19 protein-coding genes are annotated in these 26,602 nt (G+C 63.4%); 8 read left to right on the top strand and 11 right to left on the bottom strand.

The window, feature by feature from the left end; all coding sequences use genetic code 11:
• Positions 1–466 precede the first annotated feature (466 nt).
• From P0D96_RS04925 to P0D96_RS04900, 6 genes are all read left to right on the top strand, one after another.
• Complete coding sequence (locus tag P0D96_RS04925; protein ID WP_408312132.1) at positions 467–1,768, top strand: hypothetical protein; 1,302 nt, start codon at positions 467–469, stop codon at positions 1,766–1,768.
• A gap of 782 nt (positions 1,769–2,550) precedes the next feature.
• Positions 2,551–3,312, top strand: coding sequence for a 3-oxoacyl-ACP reductase (locus P0D96_RS04920; protein ID WP_408312129.1), 762 nt, complete (start codon positions 2,551–2,553; stop codon positions 3,310–3,312).
• A gap of 351 nt (positions 3,313–3,663) precedes the next feature.
• Entirely contained in the window at positions 3,664–5,052 is a 1,389-nt protein-coding gene (locus tag P0D96_RS04915) for an FAD-binding oxidoreductase (protein WP_408312126.1), read from the top strand.
• A 212-nt stretch (positions 5,053–5,264) separates the two neighbouring features.
• Complete coding sequence (locus tag P0D96_RS04910; protein ID WP_132377831.1) at positions 5,265–5,855, top strand: BPSL1445 family SYLF domain-containing lipoprotein; 591 nt, start codon at positions 5,265–5,267, stop codon at positions 5,853–5,855.
• A 262-nt stretch (positions 5,856–6,117) separates the two neighbouring features.
• Positions 6,118–7,605 carry a SulP family inorganic anion transporter gene (locus P0D96_RS04905; protein ID WP_408312333.1) on the top strand — a complete coding sequence of 496 codons (1,488 nt, stop codon included), beginning with the start codon at positions 6,118–6,120 and terminating at the stop codon, positions 7,603–7,605.
• Between the two features lie 160 nt (positions 7,606–7,765).
• Positions 7,766–8,212, top strand: coding sequence for a response regulator (locus P0D96_RS04900; protein ID WP_408175027.1), 447 nt, complete (start codon positions 7,766–7,768; stop codon positions 8,210–8,212).
• An 8-nt stretch (positions 8,213–8,220) separates the two neighbouring features.
• Here P0D96_RS04900 and P0D96_RS04895 read toward each other — a convergent pair whose 3' ends face one another.
• Together P0D96_RS04895 and P0D96_RS04890 are read right to left on the bottom strand one after the other, a co-directional pair.
• Positions 8,221–9,780 carry a methyl-accepting chemotaxis protein gene (locus P0D96_RS04895; protein WP_408312123.1) on the bottom strand — a complete coding sequence of 520 codons (1,560 nt, stop codon included), beginning with the start codon at positions 9,778–9,780 and terminating at the stop codon, positions 8,221–8,223.
• Between the two features lie 256 nt (positions 9,781–10,036).
• Entirely contained in the window at positions 10,037–10,576 is a 540-nt protein-coding gene (locus P0D96_RS04890; protein WP_408175370.1) for a YbaK/EbsC family protein, read from the bottom strand.
• 237 nt (positions 10,577–10,813) lie between these two features.
• Between P0D96_RS04890 and P0D96_RS04885 the strand changes: the two genes are divergently transcribed.
• Entirely contained in the window at positions 10,814–12,145 is a 1,332-nt protein-coding gene (locus tag P0D96_RS04885; protein ID WP_408175028.1) for a YhjD/YihY/BrkB family envelope integrity protein, read from the top strand.
• 416 nt (positions 12,146–12,561) lie between these two features.
• A complete protein-coding gene (locus P0D96_RS04880) occupies positions 12,562–13,743 on the top strand; it encodes a porin (protein WP_132377839.1) in 1,182 nt (393 codons plus the stop codon).
• 226 nt (positions 13,744–13,969) lie between these two features.
• Here the strand turns inward: P0D96_RS04880 and P0D96_RS04875 are convergent, their stop codons facing one another.
• From P0D96_RS04875 to P0D96_RS04835, 9 genes are all read right to left on the bottom strand, one after another.
• A complete protein-coding gene (locus P0D96_RS04875) occupies positions 13,970–14,842 on the bottom strand; it encodes a proteasome-type protease (protein WP_408312120.1) in 873 nt (290 codons plus the stop codon).
• Between the two features lie 177 nt (positions 14,843–15,019).
• The gene (locus P0D96_RS04870) at positions 15,020–15,820 is read right to left on the bottom strand and encodes a transglutaminase family protein (protein ID WP_132377843.1); all 801 of its coding nucleotides are present in this window, start codon (positions 15,818–15,820) and stop codon (positions 15,020–15,022) included.
• 12 nt (positions 15,821–15,832) lie between these two features.
• Positions 15,833–16,783 carry an alpha-E domain-containing protein gene (locus P0D96_RS04865; protein ID WP_132377845.1) on the bottom strand — a complete coding sequence of 317 codons (951 nt, stop codon included), beginning with the start codon at positions 16,781–16,783 and terminating at the stop codon, positions 15,833–15,835.
• Between the two features lie 165 nt (positions 16,784–16,948).
• Entirely contained in the window at positions 16,949–18,358 is a 1,410-nt protein-coding gene (locus P0D96_RS04860) for a circularly permuted type 2 ATP-grasp protein (RefSeq protein ID WP_132377847.1), read from the bottom strand.
• A 401-nt stretch (positions 18,359–18,759) separates the two neighbouring features.
• A complete protein-coding gene (locus P0D96_RS04855; protein WP_007177969.1) occupies positions 18,760–19,212 on the bottom strand; it encodes an HU family DNA-binding protein in 453 nt (150 codons plus the stop codon).
• Positions 19,213–19,610: 398 nt separating this feature from the next.
• Positions 19,611–20,357: a tetratricopeptide repeat protein gene (locus P0D96_RS04850; RefSeq protein WP_408175032.1), complete on the bottom strand. Its 747-nt coding sequence runs from the start codon at positions 20,355–20,357 to the stop codon at positions 19,611–19,613.
• Positions 20,354–22,423 (bottom strand): bifunctional 2',3'-cyclic-nucleotide 2'-phosphodiesterase/3'-nucleotidase, encoded by a 2,070-nt coding sequence (locus P0D96_RS04845; RefSeq protein WP_408312116.1) that lies wholly within the window; start codon positions 22,421–22,423, stop codon positions 20,354–20,356. The genes P0D96_RS04850 and P0D96_RS04845 overlap by 4 nt, the downstream gene beginning before the upstream one ends.
• 158 nt (positions 22,424–22,581) lie before the next feature.
• Positions 22,582–24,054 (bottom strand): MocR-like pyridoxine biosynthesis transcription factor PdxR, encoded by a 1,473-nt coding sequence (gene pdxR / locus P0D96_RS04840; RefSeq protein ID WP_408175034.1) that lies wholly within the window; start codon positions 24,052–24,054, stop codon positions 22,582–22,584.
• A gap of 212 nt (positions 24,055–24,266) precedes the next feature.
• On the bottom strand, positions 24,267–25,808 hold the full coding sequence (locus P0D96_RS04835) for a peptide MFS transporter (protein WP_408312329.1): 1,542 nt from the start codon (positions 25,806–25,808) through the stop codon (positions 24,267–24,269).
• Positions 25,809–26,602: the final 794 nt, after the last annotated feature.

Genomic DNA, 26,602 nt, shown 5'->3' with positions numbered 1-26,602 from the left:
CAGGACCGCCTCCGCCCTTGCCGCCGTTGCCGGAACCGCCGTTACCCGGGCCGCCCGCGCCAGGACCGCCATTGCCCGAACCACCTGCGCCCGGACCACCATTGCCAGCGCCGCCTCCGCCAGGACCGCCTCCGCCCTTGCCGCCGTTGCCGGAACCGCCGTTACCCGGGCCGCCTGCGCCAGCACCGCCGTTGCCCGAACCACCTGCGCCCGGGCCACCATTGCCAGCGCCGCCTCCGCCAGGACCGCTTCCGCCTTTGCCGCCGTTGCCGGAACCGCCGTTACCCGGGCCGCCCGCGCCAGCACCGCCGTTACCCGGGCCGCCTGCGCCAGGACCGCCGTTGCCCGAGCCGCCCGCGCCAGGACCGCCATTGCCGGAGCCGCCATTGCCCGGGCCGCCTGCGCCAGGACCGCCATTGCCCGAGCCACCTGCGCCAGGACCGCTTCCGCCTTTGCCGCCGTCTCCGTGACCACCGTCTCCGTGACCACCACTGCCGGGACCGCCCGCGCCAGGACCGTTTCCGCCATTGCCGCCGTCGCCGTGGCCGCCTTCTCCATGGCCACCATTGCCCGAGCCGCCTGTGCCGGGACCATTTCCGCCCTTGCCGCCGTCGCCCTTGCCGCCGTCACCATGACCACTGTCGCCGTGACCGCTAGCGCCATGACCGCCGTCGCCGTGACCACCATCGCCATGGCCACCATCGCCGTGAGCGCCGTCGCCGTGACCACCGTCACCATGGCTACCATCGCCATGACCACCGTCACCGTGACCACCGTCGCCGTGGCCGCCGTCGCCATGACCACCGTCACCATGGCCGCCATCGCCATGACCGCCGTCACCATGACCGCTACCACCATGACCACCATCGCCATGTCCACCGTCACCATGACCGCCGTCGCCATGACCGCTACCACCATGACCGCCATCACCATGGCCACCATCGCCATGACCGCCATCACCATGGCCACCATCGCCATGACCGCCATCGCCGTGGCCGCCGTCGCCATGGCCGCCATCGCCATGACCGCCGTCACCATGACCGCTACCACCATGACCGCCATCACCATGACCACCATCGCCATGACCACCATCACCATGGCCACCATCGCCATGACCGCCGTCACCATGATGGCCACCATCGCCATGACCGCCGTCACCATGATGGCCACCATCGCCATGATGACCACCATCACCATCACCATCGCCATGACCGTGATGACCGCCGTGACCATGATGGCCACCATGGCCATGACCATGACCGCCGCCATCGCCGCCGTCGCCACCGTCACCTCCATCGCCGCCGGTGCCACCGCCATCACCGCCATCACCCCCTGTGCCGGTTCCGCCGCCGCCACTACCCGTACTGCCGGAGCCCAACCCCGACGAGCCGGAGTTAGCCCCACCATTCGCGCCGCTATTGCCCGCGCCCGTCGCCCCCACCGACGAAGGCCCGTTGCCGCCGCTGCCCGTAGCCGATACCGACCCACCCGCAGCCGCGGCGATTCCACTTCCACCAGGCATCACGAGGCTACCGATTTCCCGCTTGCACCCAAGCGAGTCCAGACAATCGGCCGGCAAGGCTTGCGCCAGCATCATCTTGTTCGAGCTGACCGACGGCGCGGCCGACGCAGCCGGATTCGTTTGCGCACCCGCCATCGCCGCATACAGACTCACAGCAACTGCGAATACCGCCCGGCGCGTCCCCAGCGCCAGCGCGTCCCCGTTTTGCTTTTTCATTTCATTCTCCTAACTATATGCTTTGAGTGACCGGCCCTGGTAACAGGTGAATCTCTGTTCACTGTCAAAGATGAAACCTCAACGCCCAGTCGTCTTTGCCTCGCGTTACGCTAAAACCACATGACGCTCGGCCTCTCTCGCGCGGAAAACCCCGGTCCGATTCAACGTGATTCGAGAGAAGACAACTGGCTGTGCGCGAGCCTGTTTTTTAAAACCGCACAGCTGGGCCTGATGGACGTTGAAGTTATGCGGAGTGCCATCCAGTGACCGTGCGCTACCCCACGCAATGCGATATCGCCGCGTTTTTTACGATTAATTGCGCAGCGGAACTGTTAAAGATCGTCAGTTACCGGCCTTATAAAGAGTCGAAGATTCGAGCCTTTAGATACGCAGTCCAAACTATTATTTTTTTACGTTTTCCTTAATCCGCTTGATCAGATGAATCAAGCGGATACGTTCGAATGCTTCATATACGGGTGCATGCGAACACAAAAAGGAAACTGCCCATGCGCGAGTGAGGGCAATCACACAGACGGCACAACTCGGACTATTTACCCTGCGCCATAATCACCTCCGTACTTCGGCAAGGCGCAAAGACGTCGAGCGAACAAAAGCATTTCATCATCGGATCGACTACCCTTCCTCGCCATATAAAACTTGTGGCACGCACCGCATTCCAATTGCCGCGCGAATCCACCACCAATTCCTTTTTGAATTCGTTCGCGATGTATGCGCCATCGCACGGAGCGAGCGCGAATCCTGAATCGGGCGACAATACGAGCATCGCAATTTCATCGACAACAGGAGAACCGATGCTTCTATCCGAACAATGGGTGCTGGTCACGGGCGGCGCTCGCGGACTCGGTGCGGCGATCACGCGCGCGCTGGTGCGCGAAGGCGCGAGCGTGGTCGTGAACTACCGTAACAGCGAAACAGCGGCTCTCGCGCTGAAAGAGGAATTGGGCGATCGTGTGCTGCCGCTTCGGGCGGACGTCACCGACGCGGCCGCCGTCACGCGCCTGTTTGAAAAAGCACAGGTGCAAACCGGGCAACCCATCGTGTCGGTAGTGAACAACGCGCTGGCCGACTTCCAGTTCGACGGCGACGCTCGCCCGAAAATCGACTCCATCGACTGGGCGCGTTTCCAGCAGCAACTCGACGGCTCGCTTAAAGGCGCGCTCAATACGATTCAGGCGGCGGTCGCCGGCATGCGTTCGCGAGGGTTCGGCCGCATCGTCAACGTGGGCACCAATCTGTTTCAGAACCCCGTGGTTCCCTATCACGACTACACCGCGGCCAAAGCGGCGCTGTTGTCGCTTACGCGTACCGCCGCCCACGATCTCGGTCCGGACGGCATCACGGTGAACATGGTGTCGGGCGGACTGCTGCGCACCACCGACGCAAGCGCGGCCACGCCGGAATTCGTCTTCGACCTGATCGCGAGCTCCACGCCGGTGCGCCGCGTCACGACACCGGAAGAGTTCGCGGATGCCGTTCTGTTCTTCCTGTCGCCGTGGTCACGCGCGGTGACCGGCCAGAACCTGATCGTCGACGGCGGCCTCGTGAAGGGCTGAGCGGTTCGCTCACCATTCGTGCGCCTCCCATTCGCGCGAGCCAAACCAGGAAGTGTCGCTGCGCACCCACCACGCCGCGGCACAACCAACACTTCCTGTCAGCATCTTTTTCCGAAGCATTTCCACCATCCGCGGCGCCGGGATGGGCTAGCGCCACCGCCAAGGCCCGCGGACGCTTGCCGCGCGAGCTCCTGCGCACAATCGGTAAAGAACGCGGGTTTACCTTTGTTTGACTTCAGGAGGCAGACTCGTTTACTGGACGCAAAACAAGCTTTCAGAACACTTCCGATTTGCTTTGGTCAGCTGAATAGTGTTCTGCAAATCTCCACCACTATCTCAGGAGTTTGAGCCATGGTTAATGTGTCCAGCAGCGCCGTCGACGAATTGAAAACCGCCATGCGGGGCCAGGTTCTGCTGCCCGGCGACGCGAGCTTCGATGAAGCCCGCAGCATCTGGAACGCGATGATCGACCGGCGTCCGGCGATCATCCTGCGTTGCGCAGGCGTAGCCGACGTGCGCCGCGGCGTGGCGTTCGCGCGCGACAACGGCCTGCCGCTCGCAATTCGCGGCGGCGGCCACAACATCGGCGGCAGCGCATTGTGCAACGACGGCGTCGTGCTCGACCTGTCGCAGATGAAATCGGTGCGCATCGATCCCGCGGCCCGTCGCGCGTATGTCGAACCGGGCGCGACGCTGCGCGATTTCGATCATGAAGCGCAGGCCTTCGGACTCGCCACGCCGCTCGGCATCAACTCCACCACCGGCGTCGCGGGCCTGACGCTCGGCGGCGGCTTCGGCTGGCTGAGCCGCAGATACGGCATGACCGTGGACAATCTGGTGTCGGCCGACGTCGTCACCGCCGAGGGCGAACTGGTCCACGCGAGCGCCGACTCGCACGAAGATCTGTTCTGGGCCATTCGCGGCGGCGGCGGCAATTTCGGCGTCGTCACGCGATTCGAGTTCGCCCTGCATCCAGTCGGACCACTGGTGTACGGCGGCCTCGTGGTCCTGCCGATCGACCAGGCGAGGGACGCCCTGCTCAAGTACCGCGCCGCTAACGCCGGCATGCCGCAGGAACTGAGCGTGTGGGCCGTGCTGCGACTCGCGCCGCCGCTGCCGTTTCTGCCACCCGAAGTACACGGCAAGCCGGTGATCGTCTTCGCGATGTGCTATACCGGCGACGTCGAAAGCGGTCCGGCCGCGGTGGAATTCGTGCGCGCCTTTGGAACGCCGCTCGGCGAACATCTCGGCCCAATGCCGTTTGTCATGTGGCAACAGGCGTTCGACCCGCTGCTCACGCCGGGTGCGCGCAACTACTGGAAATCGCATAATCTCGACGAGATTCCGGACGGCCTCATCGACGCGCTGCTCAACGCGATCGACAACCTGCCGTCGCCGCAATGCGAGATTTTCTTCGGACAGATCGGCGAGCAGACCCAGCGCGTCCCAGTCGAAGCCACCGCCTATTCGAGCCGCGACACGCTGTACGCGATGAACGTGCACGGCCGTTGGGACGATGCGAGCGACGACGAGCGCTGCGTCGGCTGGGCCCGCGCATTTTTCGATGCAGCGGCGCCGTTCGCGCTCGGCAGCGTCTACGTCAACTTCATGACGGAGGAGGAAGGTGGACGCGTCGCCGATGCGTACGGGCCGAATTACGAACGCCTCGTCGGTGTAAAAAACCGCTACGATCCACGCAACCTGTTCCGTCACAACCAGAACATCCGGCCATCGGCGTAGTCATAGACAGGCGGGGAACGGGCGCCGGGATCTTGCGCCTTGTCCCCGCTAACGCGTGCCAGGGCTGCCGTGAACACGCGCGCGGCGGGGCCGGGCACGCAAAGTGCTGGTTAGCAATCGACGTACGGGCGTGCCGGCGTCACGGCCCTACCGCTTCCATGGAAACGAAAAACGCCACTTCATAACGTCAATAACGCAAAAGGAAAACAATCATGCGCAGACGACAATTCATCATGACCACCAGCGCCGCGCTCGCCACCGCAGGCTTCGGCCTCGCGGGCTGCACGACGACGTCGCCGTCCTCGAGCGCATCGCCTTCGGCCAACGCCGGCAAGCGTGACAGCATCAACGCGGGAGTCGATTCCACGCTGTCGCGTCTCTACGAGAACGTCGCCGGCTCGCGTGAACTGGTGGCCAAAGCACGCGGCATTCTGGTGTTCCCGAACGTCATCTCGGCGGGCTTCTGGGTCGGCGGCCAGTACGGCGAAGGCGCGCTGCGCGTGGCCGGCCGCACGACCGGTTACTACAGCACCGTCGCGGGCTCGTTCGGTTTGCAGATCGGCGCGCAGTCGAAGGCCCTCATATTCCTGTTCATGACGCAAGATGCACTCGACAAATTCACCAGCAGCCAAGGCTGGGCTGCCGGCGCGGATGCCACCGTCGCCTTGCTGAAGATCGGCGCGAACGGCGCGGTCGACACGTCGACCGCCACGAGTCCGGTCGAAGCCTTTGTGCTGACGAACGGCGGCCTGATGGCCGGCATATCGCTCGAGGGCACCAAGGTCTCGCGTCTGATGATTTGAGTATTTGAGTCTGAACGCACACGCGCATTGCCACGCAGCCGCCTCGTCGGTTGCGTGGCACCTCCGCCTAGCATGGCCCGGCGCGGAAGCTGCCACTGCGTTGCCCGCCTCCCGGTCACCCTGACCGCAGTGCTGTAAAATCCACGCTTTTTGCAATCTTGCCCGGCCACCGCTGCGCCCCAGGCCGGGACACTCATCTGTCCGCATACGCGCGTCTCGCATGCATACGCGCCGTTTGCCCGGACTTCCCACCTCGCAGAAGATGAACACCGCTCGTCCCACTCACGGCTGGCTCGCCACGCTGCCCGGCATCAAAAGCAATGTCCTCGCAGGACTGACCTCGTCGTTCGCGCTGGTGCCGGAATGCATCGCCTTCGCGCTGGTTGCCCACCTCAATCCGTTGATGGGCCTGTACGGCGCTTTCTTCATCTGCGCCATCACGGCGTTGTTCGGCGGACGGCCCGGCATGATTTCCGGGGCCGCCGGTTCGATGGCGGTGGTCATCGTGGCGCTCGTCGTGCAACACGGTGCGCAATATCTGCTCGCAACAGTGATCCTCAGCGGCATGCTGATGGTGCTATTCGGCGCGCTGCGACTCGGCAAACTGATCCGCATGGTCCCGCATCCGGTGATGCTCGGCTTCGTCAACGGGCTGGCGATCATCATTGCGACGGCGCAGCTCGCGCACTTCAGACAGACCACGCCGCAAGGCGAACAATGGCTGCACGGCAGCGCGCTGCTGATGATGTGCGGACTCGTGGCGCTGACCATGGCGATCGTCTATCTGCTGCCGCGGCTCACGCGCGCAGCGCCGCCCGCGCTGGTGGCGATTGTCGGCGTGGGTCTCTTCACGCAGTTGCTGCATGTGCCGACGCGCACGCTAGGCGACATGGCGCACATTGCGGGCGGCCTGCCGAGTCTGCATATGCCGAGCGTCCCGCTGAATCTGGACACGCTGCATGTGGTGCTGCCCTACGCGGTGCTGATGGCGATCGTCGGTCTGCTGGAAACGCTGCTCACCTTCAATCTGACTGACGAGATCACCGAAACGCGCGGCCAGCCGAACCGCGAATGCCTTGCGCTCGGCGCGGCGAATATCGCCTCGGGTTTGTTCGGCGGCATGGGCGGCTGCGCCATGATCGGCCAGACCATGATCAATCTGAATTCAGGCGGCCGTTCGCGCCTGTCTGGTGTCGTCAGCGGCGTGATGATCCTGATGTACATCCTGTTCCTGTCCCCGCTGATCGAGCGCATTCCGCTGGCGGCACTGGTCGGCGTGATGTTCGTGGTCGCGCAGCAAACTTTCGCATGGGGCTCGCTGCGGGTGCTGGGCAAGGTGCCGCGCAACGACGCGCTGGTGATCGTGGCGGTCACCATCATCACCGTGTTCTCCGATCTGGCGATCGCCGTGCTGTGCGGCATCGTGATCGCCGCGCTCAATTTCGCGTGGCAGCACGCTCGTGAAATTCACGCGCATGTCGAAGATCGCGCCGGCGACAAAATCTACGCGCCGCGCGGCACGCTGTTCTTCGCATCGACCACGCGTTTTCACGAGCTTTTCGACCCGGTAAAAGATCCCGAGCGCGTCACGGTCGACTGCCGCGATCTGCTGTTGGCCGATCATTCCGCGCTTGCGGCATTGCAAGGCTTGGTCGAACGTTATCGAAAAGCCGGCAAGGAACTACGTATGAAGAACTTGTCCGAGCGCAACCAGCGTCTGCTGAGCCGCGCCGGAATTGCATTTGCATGACGAATGGCAGCACGGACACCTGAAAGTTGCGCGCGCAACCTGACGAATTTCCAACGCCAATTTGCACCTGGTGCAAACACTGATCGAAGGTAATATTTCCCGAGACTGTTGGTTTTTCGTACTACAGTAGACGTTCCGCGTGCAGTCTTCGGAGGCCACCGTGACAAGACGCGTATCGCTCGACGATGAAACCGAGTTTGCGATCTGGAAACGCAGAAGCGCAGCGGATGCCAGGCAATCGCGCCGCGTTCTAATAGGACATCGTGACAAGGCGATCGGCGAATCGCTGGTGCTGCTGCTTTCGCTGAAGGGCTACGACGCGATCTACGCCGCAGATCTGATCAAGATGCAAAGCTTTCTGAAGTGGTGGAAGCCGCACGCGGTTTTACTCGACACGCGGCTCGACTCCGTTTCCAGCTATGAATTCACGCGCACGGCGCGCGCGGAACGATCCAATGCCGACGTCCTGATGCTGGCCATGAGCAACGTCTGGCCGCTCGACCCGATCGGCCTGCTGAAAGACGCCGGCTTCGACGGCCATTGCCGGCGCCCCTGTTCGCTCTGGCGCGTGGCGGATATTCTCGAAAACCACTTCGCCCAGGCGTGAGCGGCCGGTCAGCGGCCTTCCGGCAGTGTGAACACGGCAATCGCCGCGCTAAGCTGCCCGGTCTGCGCTTTCAGCACATCCGCTGACGCGCTCGCTTCTTCCACCAACGCTGCGTTCTGCTGGGTCGTCTGATCCATGCTCGCCACCGCGATGTTGACCTGCTCGATGCCCGAGCTTTGCTCCACCGAAGCCGCGCTGATCTCGCCCATGATGTCCGTCACGCGACGCACCGCCTGCACGACTTCCTGCATGGTTTCGCCGGCGCGGCTCACGTACTGCGAGCCGCCTTCGATCTGTGCCGCGGACTCTTCGATCAGCGTCTTGATCTCCTTCGCGGCCGCCGCGCTGCGCTGCGCGAGGCTGCGCACTTCGCCCGCCACTACGGCGAAGCCGCGTCCTTCCTCGCCGGCGCGCGCCGCTTCGACCGCCGCGTTCAAAGCAAGAATATTGGTCTGAAACGCGATCCCCTCGATCACACCAATGATGTCGCCGATCCGATGCGACGACTGCGAAATGCCGCGCATCGTCTCGACCACCTGGCCGACCACTTCGCCGCCGCGCGCCGCCGTCTCCGATGCGTTATGCGCCAACTGGCTCGCCTGCTTCGCGTTGTCGGCGTTCTGCTTCACGGTCGCGGTGATCTGCTCCATGCTCGACGCGGTTTCGCCGAGCGCGGTGGCCTGCTGCTCGGTACGGCGCGACAGGTCTGCATTGCCCGCGGCGATTTCGTTGGACACCGTCGAGATCAGCGTCGCGCCGCCGCGAATCTGCGCGATCGCCTGCGCGAGGCGCTGCTGCATGCGCTGCATCGCGGCCAGCAGGCTGGTTTCGTCGCCGGCTTTCGTCTCCACCGTCACGTCGAGGTCGCCGTCGGCGATACGCGCGGCGATCTGCGCCGCGTACGCCGGTTCGCCGCCGAGTTGCCGCAAAATGCTGCGCAGAATCACGCCGATCACGAGCGACACCACCAGGCACAGCAGCAACGCGGCGCCCACATACTGGATGAGTGTCGTGTAGAACGCGGCGTCGATATCGTCGGTGAATACGCCGGTGACGATCGTCCAGTCCCACGGCTTGTACAGCCGCACGTAGTTGATCTTCGGCGCCATTTCGTTGGAGCCCGGCTTCAGGAACTGCAAGTGGATGAAGCCTTCGCCTTCTCGCTGGGCGAGATCGGAGCCGTCCTTGAATACGTGGCGGCCTTGCGGGTCGGTGAAGCCGCTCATGTCCTTGCCTTCGAGGTCGGCGCGCACGCCGTGCATCAGCACGCGGGCATGCGCGTCCTCGATCACGAGGTAGCCGCCTGCACCGTCGTAGCGCATGGCGCGCAGATCGGCCATCGCCGTGCGCTGCGCGTCGGCGAGCGGCACGGTGCCCGCGGCGACCAGGCCGTTATAGCGATCGAGCACGCTGTACGCCACGCTGACCACGCTCTTCAGTTCGGCCTGGCGGTCGGCGATCATCGTGTCGCGTGTTTTGAAAGCGCCCCACAGGCCGATTGCCAGAATTCCCATGCACATGACTGCTAGTGCAAGCCAAAGCCGCACCTTCAGGCGAAACCGTTCCATCTCCGTATCCCTTGTACTTGTCGTCGACGCGCCGCCTCGCGGCGGACGCCGCGGCGGTTCATGTCACTCTTTGGATTAACGGCGGAGCGGGGGAAAACTTCAGGCTTTGCCGGTCGGCTTCGGACGCCGGGCCAGGACGTGGGTGTGGCAGGCTCCGGCCGGAGCGCGAACCCGGCTGGCTCTGTTTACTAAGAGACACGCGCGCGGCGGCGCCCTTCGCTTAATTTGATGTCGTGCTTGCGGATCGAGCCGAGCCTCACTCCGCCGGCAGCGTCAGCGACGCAACTTCGCAGCGCGGCCATTGACGCAACACGTCGGGCGCCAGCAACAACTTGGCGGCTCGCACGCCCGCGCCCATGACGATCTGGGTCCGCTCCATAACGGCGGCATCGACGAGAATGCGCCAGTCGTCCGGCAAGCCGAAAGCCGTGATGCCGCCGAACTCCATGCCGCTGTGCTCCACCGCCGCTTCCCGCTTGGCGAACGAAAGCCGCTGCGCGCCCAGCGCCGCTTTCACCGCGCCGTTGATGTCGAGCCGCAGCGAACCCAGCGAGACCACCGCCGCGTAATGCTCGGCGCCCTCTTTCTTGTAGCGGATCACGATCGTGTTCGCGCAGTCTTCCAGACCGAAGCCGTAGCGCGCGCTGAATGCGGCGGTATCCGACGCGTCGTCGGTGACGGAGAAAACCGTCACGCCATGCGCCGGCAATTGCTCGACCACATGCGCAGGCAAATGCGCGCCCAGTTGTTCCGCTGCAATGACGTCCAGCCGCTGTACGAGTTCGTGCGAGTGCATAGTGAGCAAAAGTGTAGGAGGATCCCTCGGCATTCTAACGGCACTCCTCGCCCGAGGTGTGCCGCCCGGCACGCAGGCGGCGCGCGCCGGTCACGCTTGTTATAGTGACAGGCACAAGGTTTGCGAAAGGCTTTGACGCGAAGACCGTGGCTAAGCTCCTTGAACAGTCAGCCTCCGGTCCGCACCCGCCACCTCGTCTTGCCCGCGCGGCGCCAGCACCCATTGGGAAACACGACCATGGACATCGATACGCTTTCTGCCGAGAACCTGCAGCTGGTGGCCCGCAAGCAGGCCAACTGGGCCATCGGCGCCTTCAAACAGTTCTCCGAAGACCGCTGCGCTGCGATGGCCGCCAGCATCGCCTTCTATGCCGCGTTCTCGCTCGCGCCCACGCTGGTCATGGTGATCGCCGTGGCCGGCTGGTTCTTCGGCGCCGAAGCCGCGCGCGGCGAGTTGTTCGACCACATTCACGGCTTGCTCGGCGATCAGGCCGCCGCGGGCGTGCAAACCATTGTCGAGAACGCCCATCACAGCGGCAGCGCCGGCGGCGTAGCAGCGATCATTTCGCTCGCGACACTGGTGATCGGCGCTTCGGCCACCTTCTCGTCGCTCAACAGCGCACTCAATATAGTGTGGCCGTACACGGGGCCGCGCTCGTCGAGCGTGATCGCGCTGGTGCGCGTGCGCCTGATCTCGTTCGGGCTGGTGCTGGGCGTCGCGTTCCTGCTGATTGTTTCGCTGGTGCTCGATACGGTCATTATCTTCATCGGCAAATGGCTGTGGGGCGACTCGCCGTATGTCGTGATCGGCAATCTTATGCAACTCGGCGTCGGTCTGCTCGTGCTGGCGTTCGCCTTCGCCGGCTTGCTCAAGTTTCTGCCGGATGCCCGCGTGCGCTGGCGGGATGCGCTCGTCGGCGGGATAGTCGCGGCCGTGCTGTTTTCGGCGGGCAAGAAGCTGTTCGCGCTGTATCTCGCGCACGCCGGCATGGCCACCTCGTTCGGCGCAGCCGGCTCGCTCGCCGTGCTGCTGATGTGGCTGTACTTCTCCGCCGCCGTGCTGCTGCTCGGCGCGGAATTTTCGGCGGCGCGCGGGCGCATGCACGATCCGCGCGGTGGCTGGGGCATGCAGGACGACACGCCGCCCGGCAGCCGCGCCAAGCTCGCCTCGGTGCTGGCGGCATCGACGATGGCGGCGGATGCCGTGCCGCACGCCGACGCGGAACCGGACGGACGCACCGCCTTGGGCGACGCCGCGCTCGCCCCCGCGATGCGCAACGCAAAGGCGGGCGCACTCAGCGGCGCAGCGCCGGTGGGGACTTTCCGGGTGCAATCCAGAAACAGGCCGTCGGCGCGAGCGACGGCGCTCAAGGTCGGCCGTACGGTCGTGCTGGCCGAAGCGCAAGCGACGCGCATCGCGGCCGTCACGCTCATTGAGGCGAGCCGCAAAGCCGTTGCGGCTGATCGCTACGTGAGGCGCCATCCGTGGACGTCGGTGCTATTCGCGGCGACCGCTGGGCTCGCCGCGGTGATGGTCGCGCGCCGCAATACCGACGACAGCAACCACTAAACCGTAAGTTGCAACCAGGCCAGTTACCAGGGCTGCACCCGTCGGCCCGGACGGTAGCACCTGCTCACAGCGCCGAAACCCTGTCTAGCCGCGTCGTCAAGCGAATCTGTCTCGATTTTTATGGAAACGCTACAAAACGGGCAGGAAACTTAGACGACTTCATTACAAACTCCATTCAAATCAGTGTCGAAAATACACGTATTGGAGCAGTCACTGTCAACAAAACAACAATAATGCTGAGTCAATGAATAAATGTTGCGGAAACAGAAATAATCGTTAACGCGCTTTAAATACAAGGCTTTGCGTGGTTTGTCAGTTTTTGGAGACACTCTTTTTTTTCCAGTTCTTGCCAATTGACCCTCTGAGCTATTCTCCTTTCCGCAACAAAGAAACTAATCATCTGCGTGGAGAAATGGATGAAACGAATCGCACTGTCTACCCTCTCGCTGGCGCTGCTCGGCGTCACTGGCGTGGCACATGCTCAAAGCAGCGTAACTCTGTACGGCTTGATCGACGAATCGATCCAGTACGTTCACAACACGGTGGATTCCGCTGGCCAGAACAAGAACCTGGTAGCCATGTTCGCCGGCAACCTTCAAGGTGACCGTTTCGGCTTGAAGGGCACGGAAGACCTGGGCGGTGGCCTGAAGGCAATCTTCCAGTTGGAAAACGGCTTTGACGTGAACAGCGGCAAGCTGGGTCAAGGCGGCCGGATGTTCGGTCGTCAAGCGTTCGTGGGCCTGACGGGCGATCAATGGGGTACGGTCACGCTGGGTCGTCAGTACGACCCGCTGGTCGATCTGGTCCAGCCGCTGACGGCTGACAACTACTTCGGTTCCACCTTCACCACGCCGGGCGACGTCGACAACAACGACAACTCCTCGCGCACGAACAACGCCATCAAGTACACCTCGCCGGTGTGGGGCGGCTTCCAGTTCGAAGGCATGTACGCTCTGGGCGGCGTGGCTGGCGCAACGGGTTCGGGCCAAACGTGGTCGGGTGCTGCAACGTACGCAACGGGTCCGTTCAGCGTCGCTGCCGGTTACTTCCGCGCAGACAACGGCAACACGCTGGCTAGCCGCACGGCGGCAGGCTCGGTGGGCTGGAACGGCAGCACGTCGGACGGCACGTTCGACAACCAGGTCAACGGCGCATACGCCGCGGCCAAGTCGATCGGCATCGCTTCGGTCGCTCTGCAATACGTCGCAGGCCCGTTCACGGCTAACCTGCGCTACAGCAACGCACAGTACAAGCCGGATGCGAATTCGGGCTTCGGTTCGACCGAGAAGTACAACATCGGCGGCGCATACCTGGGTTACCAGGCAACGCCGGCAATGCTGGTTGGCGTGGGCTACATCTACACCAAGGCTAGCGGCGATTCGAGCGCAACGTATCACCAGGTTTCCCTGGGCGGCGACTACAACCTGTCGAAGCGCACGGACATCTACCTGGTTGGCGCATATCAGCACGCAAGCGGCCAGCAACGCACGTCGGCCGGCACGCTGGTCGATGCAGGCGCAGCAATCGGTTCGTATAGCTACAACTCGGCTTCCAGCTCGCAAGAGATGGTCAGCCTGGGCATCCGCCACAAGTTCTAATCGAACTTTGACGGACTGCTGAAGCAACACGCAGTAAAAGACCAGCCACGGGCGAGAAGCCCATGGCTGGTTTTTTTTCGTCCTGAGTTCTTTGCTCCTTCGGGACGACACAAACGAAAAAGGCCGTCAGCAAGCCTGATTCAGGCTGCTGACGACCTTTGGTGTGATGCCTCGCGCGCTCGGAAGCGCCGGAGCGCTGAAGCAAGCGGCGTATACGCCGCTCAGCCTACTTTCGCTGCGCCTTGCCCCGCTCCGCCTGCGCCAACGTCTGCGCGGGCTTCGCATCGAGTTCATGCTCGATGCCGTCAGCGCCCACCGGCGCGCGATGCAGCACCAGCGCCCGCTCCCGCTGTAACAGCGGCACATTCGGCGATTCCTGCCAGTCCGGATCGGGGATCTCGCCGAACACCTGGCGCAGCCGCTCGCCCCAGGTGCGGTGAATCATCTCGAAGTACGTATTGTCGTGATCGATCGAGACGAAGCGCGTGACGCGCAGCGTGCCCTTCTGATAAACCAGTAGATCGAGCGGCAAGCCGACCGACAGGTTCGAGCGCAGCGTCGAGTCCATGGAGATCAGCGCGCACTTGGCGGCTTCGTCGAGCGGCGTGGACGGCGTCAGCACGCGGTCGATGATCGGCTTGCCGTACTTGGCCTCGCCGATCTGGAAATACGGATTCACCGCCGACGCCTCGATGAAATTGCCCGCCGCGTAGATCATGAACAGGCGCGGCCGGTTGCCCGCGATCTGCCCGCCGAGAATGAAGCTGCAATTGAAGTCGACGCCGAATTCCTGCAGCGCCTCCGCCTCGCGCTGATGCACGCAGCGCACCGCGCGGCCGATCACGCGGGCCGCGTCGGCCATGGTAGGCGCGCTCCAGAGCGTGGGCTGGGAAGGATCCGTGGGCTCGGACAACTCGTGCAGCACCGCCTGGGTGAGCGACAGATTGCCCGCGCCCAGCAGCGTGAGCATGCGCTCGCCCGGCAGCTCGAACACCGACATCTTGCGCGCGGTGCTGATGTGATCGACGCCCGCATTGGTGCGCGTGTCCGAGAGGAACACGAGACCGTCGTCGACGGACATCGCTACACAGTAAGTCATAAGGAAAGGTACCCGCAAAAAACAACTGAACGCCGCTATTGTAATGCGGCGCGCATGCGCCTCTATCGTGCTTTGTTCCTGTTTATCGGCCTTTGCGGGCCTGAGCTGAATAGATATGAGGGCTGGCGCGCGCTCGCGCCTCCAGGGCCCGCTCCGCGGACCGCCCTCCTTCTGCGTCTATTGTGACAGCTGCGAGCTGACCGTAACGGACACTTTGAGCTGTTCTTCCAGCCCGCCGATACGCCGGCCGCGCACCGGAGCAGCCGCTTCATAGTCTCGCGCGACGGCGAGGCGGCAGTAGATTTCGCTGGCAAACGCGGCATGCGTGACGTCGATGGAAATCCAGCCCTTGCCTTCGAGCCACACGTCCACCCACGCATGGCTCGCGCCGTGCGTCACCTCGCCGGGTTCGATATAGCCGCTCACGTAGCGCGCCGGGATGCCGCGCGCGCGGCAGCACGCGAGCATTAGATGCGCGTGGTCCTGGCACACGCCGTTGCCGAGCGCGAGCGCCTGAGCGGCCGTGCTGGTGACTTCGGTAATGCCCGGGTTGTACTTCACGCGCTGCAGGATCTGCTCGGACAGCGCGATCAGATTCGCCGAGCTCGTCAGGTTCGGCACCGATTCGGCCAGTTCACGGACCGCGCCATCGGCCTCGGTCAGCCGCGTGGAGCAGGTGAAATGCTCGAGCGGAATCGGGCCGACGGCGTCGGGCAAATGACCGTCGATCAGCGGAATCGTGTCCACTTCGCCGGCCACGTGCAGGCGAATCTCGCTATGCGGCTTGTTGATGACCAGCGTGTGCAGCACGTTGCCGTAGGCGTCGAAGGTCGCGTCGAGCTTGCCCGGCGCGTCGATGCTCCAGCGCCGCACGACCTGCGAGGCGCCGCTCGCCGGCGTCAGACGCAGTTGCTGGATCGAATAATGGACAGTCGCTTCGTAGCGATAGGACGTGTCGTGGCGGATCGTCAGGTACATAAAAGAACTCCGTCAGGCGACTGGCAACATCAGATAGGTACGCGCAACCAGATTGCCCAGCTCGAACACGCGAGCGAGGAACTGTGTCAGATAGGCGTGCAGGCCGGCTTCGAAAATCTGCCGGATGTCGGAGTACACGAGTTCGGCGCGCAGCTTGCCGGCGAACCGTTCGCACTGGTTGGAGCCGGATGTGCGCAGCATCGCCAGATTCACACAGACGCCTTCGAGCGACGCCAGCAGCGAACGCGGCATCTGCTGATTCAGGATCATCAGTTCGACCACGCGCGCCGGCGTGACGACGTCGCGATACACCTTGCGATAGATCTCCAGCGCCGACACCGAACTCAGAATCGAGGTCCAGTAATAAAAGTCTTCGAGCTGGCGCGCGGCGTCGCGTGAATTCGGTTCGACGTCGGCAAAGCGCACGTCGAGAATCCGCGCGGTGTTGTCGGCGCGTTCGAGGAAGGTGCCCAACTGTGTGAAGAAGAACGCGTCGTCCTGCAGCGCGGTGCCGATCGTCACGCCGCGCGACAGATGCGAGCGGAACTTGACCCATTCGAACAACGCGCCCGGATTGCTCGCGGCCTGGCCGGACGAAGCGCGCTCATTGAATTCGAGCCACGTATCGTTGATGGTTTCCCACCACTCGGTCGTCAGCGTGCCGCGCACGGCGCGGGCATTTTCGCGCGCGGCCTGCAGACACGAATGAATACTCGACGGATTGGTCGCATCGGCCACCATGAAATCGAGCACGTGTTCGCGGGTCGGTTCGTCGTAGCGCTGCGCGAACGCGGTTTCGAGTTCGGAGATGCGCAGCACCGAGCGTTGCGCGCGCGCCTCCTGGTCGGGCGTCTGCGGCAACAGCAGCGCCTTCAGGTTGATATCGAGCATGCGGGCGGTGTTCTCCGCGCGCTCCATGTAGCGGGCCATCCAGAAAAGGTGATCGGCGGTTCGGCTTAGCATGACGGCGTTCCGTATCTGATGACGCGAGGCCTCGTCGAAGTAAAAGGCTCGCGCTGGTTATCCGTGTGCGCCGGTGGCGTGCGAGTCGCGTATCGCGTGCTGCCCCGGCGCGTTGGGTTGCAGGCGCGGTTGCGTGAAGCCTGGGCAACCGCATCGGCAACCGCGTCAGTCGACCATCCACGTATCTTTGGTCCCGCCTCCCTGCGACGAATTGACGACCAGCGATCCCTCCTGCAGGGCCACGCGCGTCAGTCCGCCGGCGACCATCGTGACGGTCTTGCCGGACAGCACGAACGGACGCAAGTCGATATGGCGCGGCGCGATGCCGGCTTCGACGAAGGTCGGACACGCGGAAAGCGCCAGCGTGGGCTGTGCGATGTACCCCGCCGGACGCGCGATCAAGCGCTCACGGAATGCTTCGATTTCGGCTTTCGTCGAAGCCGGTCCGACGAGCATGCCGTAGCCGCCCGCGCCGTGCACTTCCTTCACGACCAGCTCCGGCAAATGCGCGAGCGTGTACGCCAGATCGTCCGGCTTGCGGCACTGGAACGTGGGCACGTTATTGAGGATCGGCTTCTCGCCGAGGTAAAACTCGATCATTTCCGGCACGTACGGGTAGATCGATTTGTCGTCGGCGATGCCGGTGCCCATCGCATTCGCGAGCGCCACGCGGCCGGCGCGATACGCGGTCAGGAGACCCGGCACGCCGAGCGCCGAGTCGTTACGGAACGCGAGCGGATCGAGAAAATCGTCGTCGACGCGGCGGTAGATCACGTCGACGCGCTTCGGCCCCTGCGTGGTGCGCATGAACACATAGTTGTCGTCGACAAATAGATCCTTGCCTTCCACCAGTTCCACGCCCATCTGCTGCGCGAGGAAGGTGTGCTCGAAATACGCGGAGTTGTACATGCCCGGCGTGAGCACCACCACGACCGGATCGTCGACGCCTTCCGGCGCGACCGAGCGCAGCGTATCGAGCAATAGATCGGGATAATGCGCGACCGGCGCAATGCGGTTCTGCACGAACAGTTCGGGGAAAAGCCGCATCATCATCTTGCGGTTTTCGAGCATATAGGAGACGCCCGACGGCACCCGCAGGTTGTCTTCGAGCACGTAGAACTCGCCTTCGTCGCCCGCGCGCACCACGTCGACGCCGGCGATATGCGCGTAAACACCGAGCGGCACATTCACGCCCTGCATTTCAGGCCGGTATTGCGCGTTGGTATAGACTTGCTCGGCCGGCACGATTCCGGCGCGCACGATATTGCGATCGTGATAGACGTCGTGGATGAACAGATTGAGCGCTTGCACGCGCTGGCGCAAACCAGCCTCCAGCGTCTGCCATTCACCGCGCGGAATGATGCGCGGAATCAGGTCGAATGGGATCAGCCGCTCGGTGCCCGACAGGTCGCCGTTCACCGCGAAGGTGATGCCGACCCGGCGAAACAGCAGGTCGGCTTCCGCACGCTTGCGTGCGATCGCCTCGTTGCCCTGCTTCACCAGCCACCGCTCAAAGCGCGCGTAGTGTGGCCGCACGGCATCGTCATGATGACGCATCTCGTCATAGCATCGCATGTCACGCCCCGCTCTTGTTGTCGGATAGAAGGCGAATGCGCTGCGCATTCGGTGTTCGACAATCGATCAAGCAAGCGCTATGCCATTGAGCTTTTCGCGTACTAAACAGGTTGCATGCACGCGAATAGCGCATCCCGGCCGGCATGGCTTCGATGCCATCGTACTGCGGCGGCCCATGATGCGCTAGTACGGTGCATTTGCGGCACCGCGCTGCGCCGCCGGGAAATCCCTGAGTCGTCCAATCAAATCGCAATACGCACTGAGCGCGCATAAAAAATCCCCGTGGATTTGCACCCGCGGGGATTCGGACAACGTGCACTGCGGATCGTCCCCAAGGGGACTTCCTTCGAAGCGTCTCAAGCGTCAACCATTGTTAAACAACGGCAACGCGTGAAACGCGATCAGCCTGCAGCTGCGTCTTTCAGCTTCTTCAGCGGACGTGCCTTGATGCGCACGCTAGCCGGCTTGGCCGGGAACCAACGCTCTTCGCCCGAGAATGGGTCTTTGCCGAAGCGCTTCTTCTTCGCCGGCACAGCTTGCACGACGATCTTCAGAAGACCCGACAGCGTGAATTCGCCAGCGCCCTTCTTGTGCACGGCGCCGAGGATCGTGTCTTCGAGCGCGGCCAGAACAGCCTTGGCGGTCTTCGGTTCCACAGCAGCGCGTTCAGCGACGTGTGCAGCCAGCGAGGCCTTCGTGAAGGTGTCCTTGATCGGCGACGGAGCGCTGGACGCCTTCACGGCGACCTTCTTAGCTGCGACGGCCTTCTTCGCAGGAACTTTCTTTGCAGCAACCTTCTTGGTCGGTACCGGGGCAGCAGCCTTCTTGGCCACCTTTTTTGCGGAAGTCGGCATGTTTCTCCTACCTGTTGTGGTCAGTGAATTGCACGAAGCGCACACGGTATGTGCACGCTTCAACGCCGGATTCTACAAGCGCTAATACGATTTGCGCGACTCTTTTATGTATAACAGCGAAGGTTTGTTGCGCGGCGCAGACTGCGCAACACATTTTGATGCTTGTTTTAGCGGGTAAACGTGCGTCGAGGGGCCTGGCAACACCAACACGTAACGTACGTTACAAGCCATTTCGATGCATGAATAACGGCACTTTCTGCGTGGACGATGACCGGTGGACCGCTCGTCGTCGGCTTCCATGCGGCGGAAAAAACACGCCCCCTGCAGCGAAAAGCGCTGCAGGGGGCGGCCAATCTCGCCCTGCGATAGAAATCGCGGGCGGCAGTCAAAACACTTTTTTACTGCCGGCTGACGTGTTTGAGATCGTGTTCGCTCTCCTTCACGTGAGCCCAATACTCGTTTTCGTCGCGCAGCAAGCCGAGCTCGCCGTTGCGATACGCCATCGCCAGCGCGAGGTTGGCTTCGGGTAACTCCGCATTGGCCGCGCGCGTGAGCCATTGCAGCGCCAACGCGTCGTTGTGCGGCAGCGTCGCGCCGAAGCGATACTCGTTGGCAAGCTGGAACTGCGCGAGCGGCAGCCCCGCTTGCGCCGCCTGTTCGAGCCAGCGAATCGCCAGGCCTGCATCACGCGCCACGCCGTATCCGTTGCGATAGAGCGTCGCGAGATCGTAGGCCGCCTGGGCATCGCGGGAATCATGCGATGCCGCCAGCGTCAGCCAACGGCGGCTTTCCACGTAGTCCGGCACGACGCCGGGCAGGCCGCGCAACAGCAGACGCCCGAGCGTGGCTTGCGCGCGCGGCGCGCCGTCGAGTGCGAGTTGCCGGTAAAGCTCGACGCCTTCGCGTTGCTCGTCGATCTGTAGCGAACTCACCAGCACGTCCGCGAGCGCTTCACGCGCGGTCGCGTTGCCGAACGCCGAGGTCAGCCGCAACTGCCAGAGCGGCCAGGCCGCATGCGTCGCCGTGCCCTGCATCTGCCAGTCGTCGATCTGCACGTTGGACACGCGCGTGGCCGCCACCGTGGCGAGCGTCCCCGCGCAGATGGCCACGGCCGACGCCAGCGTCAAAGAGACGCGCGCGTTCATTGGTTGAGGTTCACGGAGTAGACCGCGAGACCCTTGCCGGTACCGTCATCGGACTGGATCTGGGCGACGTTGCTGATGCCGTTGGCCTGCGCGAGCGCTGTGAGGTTCGGCGCCGACAGGAAGGTTACCGGACCGGCTGTCGCCACCTTCGTGAAGCGCCAGCTACGATCGCTGCCGTTGCTCGCCGCCTTGATGGTCTGCGCTTTCTTGATGTAGGCGATCAGCACGTCGCGGCTCGCATCCGGCGACGCGTAAATCGTCTTGCTACCGTCGAGCCCTGGGAAATTTCCGCCGCCGCTCGCGCGATAGTTGTTGGTCGCGACGATGAACGACTGCGTATCCGAGATCGCCACGCCCTGATATTTCAGGTTGCGAATGCGGCTGCCGACCGCCTGCGTCACGTCGATTTCGTAGCTGAAGTCCTTCGACGTGATCATGTCGAAGTTATAGCCGGGATACGTGCTGACGAGTGCCTGCGCCGCCGTGTTGGCCGGATCGATCGTGTTGAAGCGCTTCGCCGCGGTTTCGAGCCACGCCTTCAGATCGGCGCCCGTCACCTTCACCGCGTAGATCGTGTTCGGGTACAGGTACAGGTCGGCGGCGTTGTTGATCGCCACGTTGCCTTGCGCGACGTCGGTGAAATCGTTACCGCCGCCAAAGCCGCTCTTGAACGGCGCGCTCACCGACAGCACCGGAATGCCCGCATATTGCGGCAGATTCGCGTTGATGTAGTCCTGCGTGTAGGCCGCTTGCGCCTGGTTGACGATCTCGATGGCCGACACGTCGCCCACATCGGCAAAGTAGGTGGTCATGCGGAAATCGGTCGTGCCGATCGGCGTTTTCACGTAGTTGATGGTCGCCGCATGTTCGGCGGCGATCGCCTGCGAGACTGCCGGGTCGACGGCCACGTAGCTGTTATCCGCGTTCTGGATCGAGCGGGCTTGCGCGGTGCTCGCGTTGCGGTCCACCGTCCACGTGCCGTTCGTGTAGTTCAGCGCGAGCTTGATCACGCCGAGATGCTTGCCCCAGAAATTCGCCATCACGGTCGGCACGCCGTTGACGGTGCCCTTTACCTTGTCGACACCCGGCAGGTTGAATTGCGTGACGGTGCTGTTTTTATCGGGGAAAACCTGGTGCGAGTGGCCGATCAGCATCGCATCGATGCCGGCCACTTTCGAGAGATAGTAGCTGCCGTTTTCCATCGACGGCGAATAGGTCGAGTTATCGAGCCCGCCATGCGACATCGCCACGATGATCTGCGCGCCCTTCGCCTTCATTTCCGGCACGTACTTCGAGGCGCTTTCCACGAGCCCTTGCGTGTAGACGTTGCCGTCGAGCCAGCGCTTGTCCCACGCCATGATTGCGGGCGGCGTAAAGCCGATCACGCCGATCTTCACCGGCGCGCTGACGGTCTTGCCGTCGGGCGTCGTGGCCGTGATCGTGCGTTCGAGGATCGTGTACGGCTTGAAGATCGGCTGCTGCGATTTCGCGCCGAGCACGTTGGAGAGCACCAGCGGAAAGTTCGGCCCCGCGCAGGCCGGCTGCGACGCGACCGGGCTCATGTTCGGCACGTCGAACGCGCTGCCGGTCACTTGCGCGAGAAACGGCAGGCCGTAGTTGAACTCGTGATTGCCGATCGTGCCCGCGTCGTACTTCAGCAGATTCATGACTTTGTAGACGCCGAGCGTGGTCTTGCAATCGACCGGCGCGACCTGCGCCTGATAGTCGGCGAGCGCGGTGCCCTGGATCGTGTCGCCGTCGTCGAGCAACAGGGTGTTGGGGAATTCCTTGCGCGCCGCCGCGATCAGCGTCGCCGTGCGCTCGAGGCCGAGCGACTTGTCTTCCGCCAGCTTGTAGTAGTCGTAGCTGAGCAGATTGGTGTGGATGTCGGTGGTCTCCAGCAAGGCGAGCGTCGCGGTCGTGCCGTTCGCCACTTGCGGCGCAGGCGTGTCGACACTGCTGCTGCATGCTGTTATACCGATCGCGCTCAGCGCACCCACGGTTCCCAAGGCGCCGATCGCGCCACGCGCGCGCAGCCGCTTTCCTGCCATCAAGGTCACTCGCATCTTTACCGCCCTCCGGTTTTGTTGTGTTGTCATGCCGGACCATCGGGCCGGCTTTGCATTACAAACAATTACAGAGGCGCAAGAGTACGGTGGGTTTATGACACTGATTTGTATGGCATTAGATAGCCATAAGTAATCCGCACACGAGGATCACGTGCTTACCGCGCGAGCCGCGGCAGGATGCCGGCGAGCTTCGTGAGCGCGGCGTCGATGTGCTCGACCGCGATATTGCCGTAGCCGAACATCAGGCCCGGCTGCGCCTTCGCGCGTAGATGAAACGGCGCGAGTCCATACAGGCCGATCGATGCTTCACGCGCCGCGTTCACCACCGCTTCTTCCGTCAGCGGCGCTTTCAAACGCGCCGCCATGTGGATGCCGGCCGTCGGCACGATCGGTTCGAACCAGGGCGCGAGGCCGCCGCGCAGATGGTCGAGCAGCATCTCGCGGCGCGCCGCGTAAGTCTTGTGCATGCGCCGCAGATGCTTGGCGAAATCGCCGTTGAGCATGAAGGACGCGAGCGCGGTTTGCGTGAGCGTGCAGCCGTGCCAGTCGCCGATCTGACGCGCCTTGATGAGCGGACCATAGAGCGAGGCCGGCGGCACCACATAGCCGACTCGCAGCTCAGGAAAGATCGTCTTCGAAAACGTGCCGACGTAGGCGACGAGTCCGGCGCGGTCGAGGCTTTTCAGCGGCTCCATCGGCCGGCCTTCGAAACGGTACTCGCAGTCGTAGTCGTCTTCGATGATCACCGCGCCGCGTTTCTGTGCCCATTCGAGCAACTCGACGCGGCGCTCGAGGCTCATCGGCATGCCGAGCGGAAACTGATGCGAAGGCGTCACGTAGACGAGCCGCGCCTTGTCCGGCAGCTTGCTGACGATCAGGCCTTCGGCATCCACCGGCACGGGCACCACACGCGCGCCGGTGGCCTTCAGGCATGCATGCGCCGGCGTATATCCAGGGTCCTCGATCGCCGCGACTTCGCCGGCACGCAAAGTGATGCGCGCCAGCAGATCGAGCGCGTGCTGCGCGCCTTGCGTGACGATCACGTCTTCCCAGTTGCTGGCGACGGCGCGGTTGAAGGCCAGGTAGCGCGAGATCGCGAGGCGCAGTTCCTGCTCGCCGGCCGTGTCGCGATAGATGCCGGGCCCGCGCGCTTGCGCACGCAACGCTTGATTCACGCAGCGGCGCCAGACGTCGAAGGGAAACAGCGTCTTGTCGGTCGCGCCGCCGACGAAGTCCTGCGGCGACGCCACCGAAGGCCGCGGCAACGGCAAGCTCTCGGGCATCTCCTCCCACAGCGGCTGGGCGCGCGCCGCCGCCTTCACCTTGGCCCGCTCGCGCGACGACTCCGCCGCCCGCGCATGCGCGGAGCGCTCCACCGGCAGACGCTCCAGACCATCGGCGACGAAGGTGCCCGAGCCGCCACGCGCGCTCAGATAACCCTCGGAGAGCAGCCGCTCGAACACGTCGAGCGTGGTCTTGCGCGACACGCCCAGTTGCGTGGCGAGATCGCGCGTGGACGGCAGGCGCGTGCCGCCCGCGAGACGCCCTTCGAGAATGCCGGCGCGCAACTGCCGATAGATCTGTCCGGACAGATCGTGATGCCCTTCGACCGCGATATGGATTTCCATCCGGGTGGCTACCTTGAGTATCCGGGAAACGGTTATTTGAAAAGACCAATGGCAACCGTTAGCTTACCTCTGCCCGTGCTATCCGATGGCCATTCAAGCGCGTGCGCGGCGCCTCCAGATACAAAATGGCACGCCGTGCATTGCAAGGCGCGCCATTCAAGTTTTGCCAGCGCACGCCGTGACGTGCGCCGCGTTTGGCACCCGGAACGCGATTACTCCGCCACCACCCCATTCAATGCCGCGGTTTGCCGCGCGGTCGCACGCGCCTCATCGCTGCAACGTTGATGCTCGCGCGAAAGCTTGCGCATCAACGGCAGCAACAGAACCGCCACCAGCGCACCCACTGCCGCGAGCCAGCCGAGGCCGGTAAACAGCTTCGTATAGAGCGGCAACGATTCGAGCGGATCCATATCGCCCGCCGGCATCTGCGCGAAATTCGCGACCACGCTGCCCAGATATTGCGACACGCCGGTCGCCACGAAGTAAGCGCCCATCATGAAACCGCTCATGCGCGCCGGTACGTAGCGCGCGATCATGGCGAGTCCCAGGCCGCTCACCAGCAGTTCACCGAGCGAATACAGACCGTAGCCGCCCACCATGAACCACGACGACACGCGCCCGTTCACCGCGTACTTACCGCTCGCCGCGTAGACGAAGAAGCCGGCCGCGACCACCGCAAAACCGAACGCATACTTCACCGCCACCGGCACGTCCTTGCCGCTCTTCGCGAGCTTCGTATAAAGCAGCGCGAGCACCGGGCTCAGCAACATGATCCAGATCGGGTTGAGCGCCTGGAACTGCGCGGCGCTCCACGTGAACAAGGTTTCGCCGAACAGCGTGAAACGCGGGTCGACGTTGCGCAGCGCGAACAGCGTGAGCGACGTCGACATCTGCACGTAGAACACGAAGAACAGGATCACTTGCGCGGTCAGGATCAGCGCGGCGACCAGCCCCGAGCGCTCCGAGCGTTCGCACTTCATCAGCATGTAGCCGAAGATCGCCAGAATCGCGACGCCCGCCGTGTATACGCAGGCCACCGCGATCGCCTTGTGCTGCAGCACGAACATGGTCGCCGCGCCGAGCGCGAGGCCACCCAGCGCGACCGCGCCGACGCGCTTCCAGCGCACCGGTTCAACGTCCGGCGCGGAGCCGATATGCGCGAGCGTGCGGAACATGATGAAGTAGTTCAGCACCGACAGCAGCATCCCCGCGCAGCAGACGGCGAAGGCCGTATGCCAGCCCCAATGGTCCTTGATCCACGGCGTGGCGAGCATCGACACCGTCGAGCCGATGTTGACCGCCATGTAGTAGATCGTGAACGCGCTATCGATGCGCGCGTCGTCGCCTTCATAGATGCGGCGCACGAGATTCGCGGCGTTGGCCTTGAAGAGACCGTTGCCGACCACGATCACGCCGAGCGACGCGTACATATAGGCAAGCTGGTCATTGGGCAACGCCAGCATGAAATAGCCGACGGACAGCACGCCGGCGCCAAAGATCATCGTGCGGCGCGCGCCGAGAATCTTATCGCCGATCCAGCCGCCGATCGACGGCGACGCATACACCAGCGCCGTGAATGCGCCCCACGTGAGGGTGGCGTGGCTGTCGGTGAATTGCAGCTTGTCGATCATGAACAGCACGAGCAGCGCGGCCATGCCGTAGTAGCCGAAACGCTCCCACATCTCGATCAGAAAGACCGTCGAAAACGAACGGGTCTGCGAGACGCGTGCGCTGGGCGGATTGGATGAATGCATCATGTACCTCTTGTTCAAACGGTTGCGGCGTCGCGCGAACTGGCCGCGCGGCGCGTGAAACGGAATCTGGAAAGACAGTCGGCGAAGCGTGCGCGTCACCGGTGCGATAGGCACCACACGGCACCGCGCGGCCACAGCGCGTAGGCGCGCTCATCCACGCGCTAGAGCGCCAAACCAGCAGATAAACCAGGGGATGGGATCGAGGCCCGCCTCGCGAAACGCCCCGCAGGAAGTCCCCTTGAGGGAACCTGCGCCACACCGGGCTCGGACTCCGGCATGCGGAGCGGGCTCAATGATAAAGCATCGCGACGAACGGGGATTTCGAGGCCGACAGAAAGCGGCGTTGCCGCGCGGTGGCAGGCGCAAAGCCCGCGGCGGGAAAAATCGGCAGTGATGGTCATGTCCTTACGCCGGCTGCCGTTCGGTTGGAACGTGCCGGACAGTGCTCCACCGCGCAGGATCGCCGCGGGCGGAATGAAAAACAGCGGCCGGGTTCGCGTGTGGTGTGCACGTGCGCGCCCTTCCGCAAGCGGGGCTGATTCTGCAAACAGAAACATCCTGAGTCACTCAGGGAATTCACTGATCCGGCGTCAATAACCTGTCGTTACACGCCATACGCCTTGGCCGCGGCGGCGCTTGCCATCGAAAATAGTCTTTCGTGTCATACGTTTAATCTTCCCGATACTCATATTGCATAACCGTGGTTAGCGGCGGGCAATGCTGCAGCCGTTACTGCGTTTGTTTGCTATTTCTCGAAATAACCAGTCAATTTGGCTGGGATTAGTTTCGGTTCT

Origin of the sequence: Paraburkholderia sp. RL17-347-BIC-D, assembly GCF_046027915.1 — a bacterium.
GTDB lineage: Bacteria > Pseudomonadota > Gammaproteobacteria > Burkholderiales > Burkholderiaceae > Paraburkholderia.
Note: the sequence above shows the minus strand (reverse complement) of the source record. Positions and strands in the feature narration are given on the sequence as shown.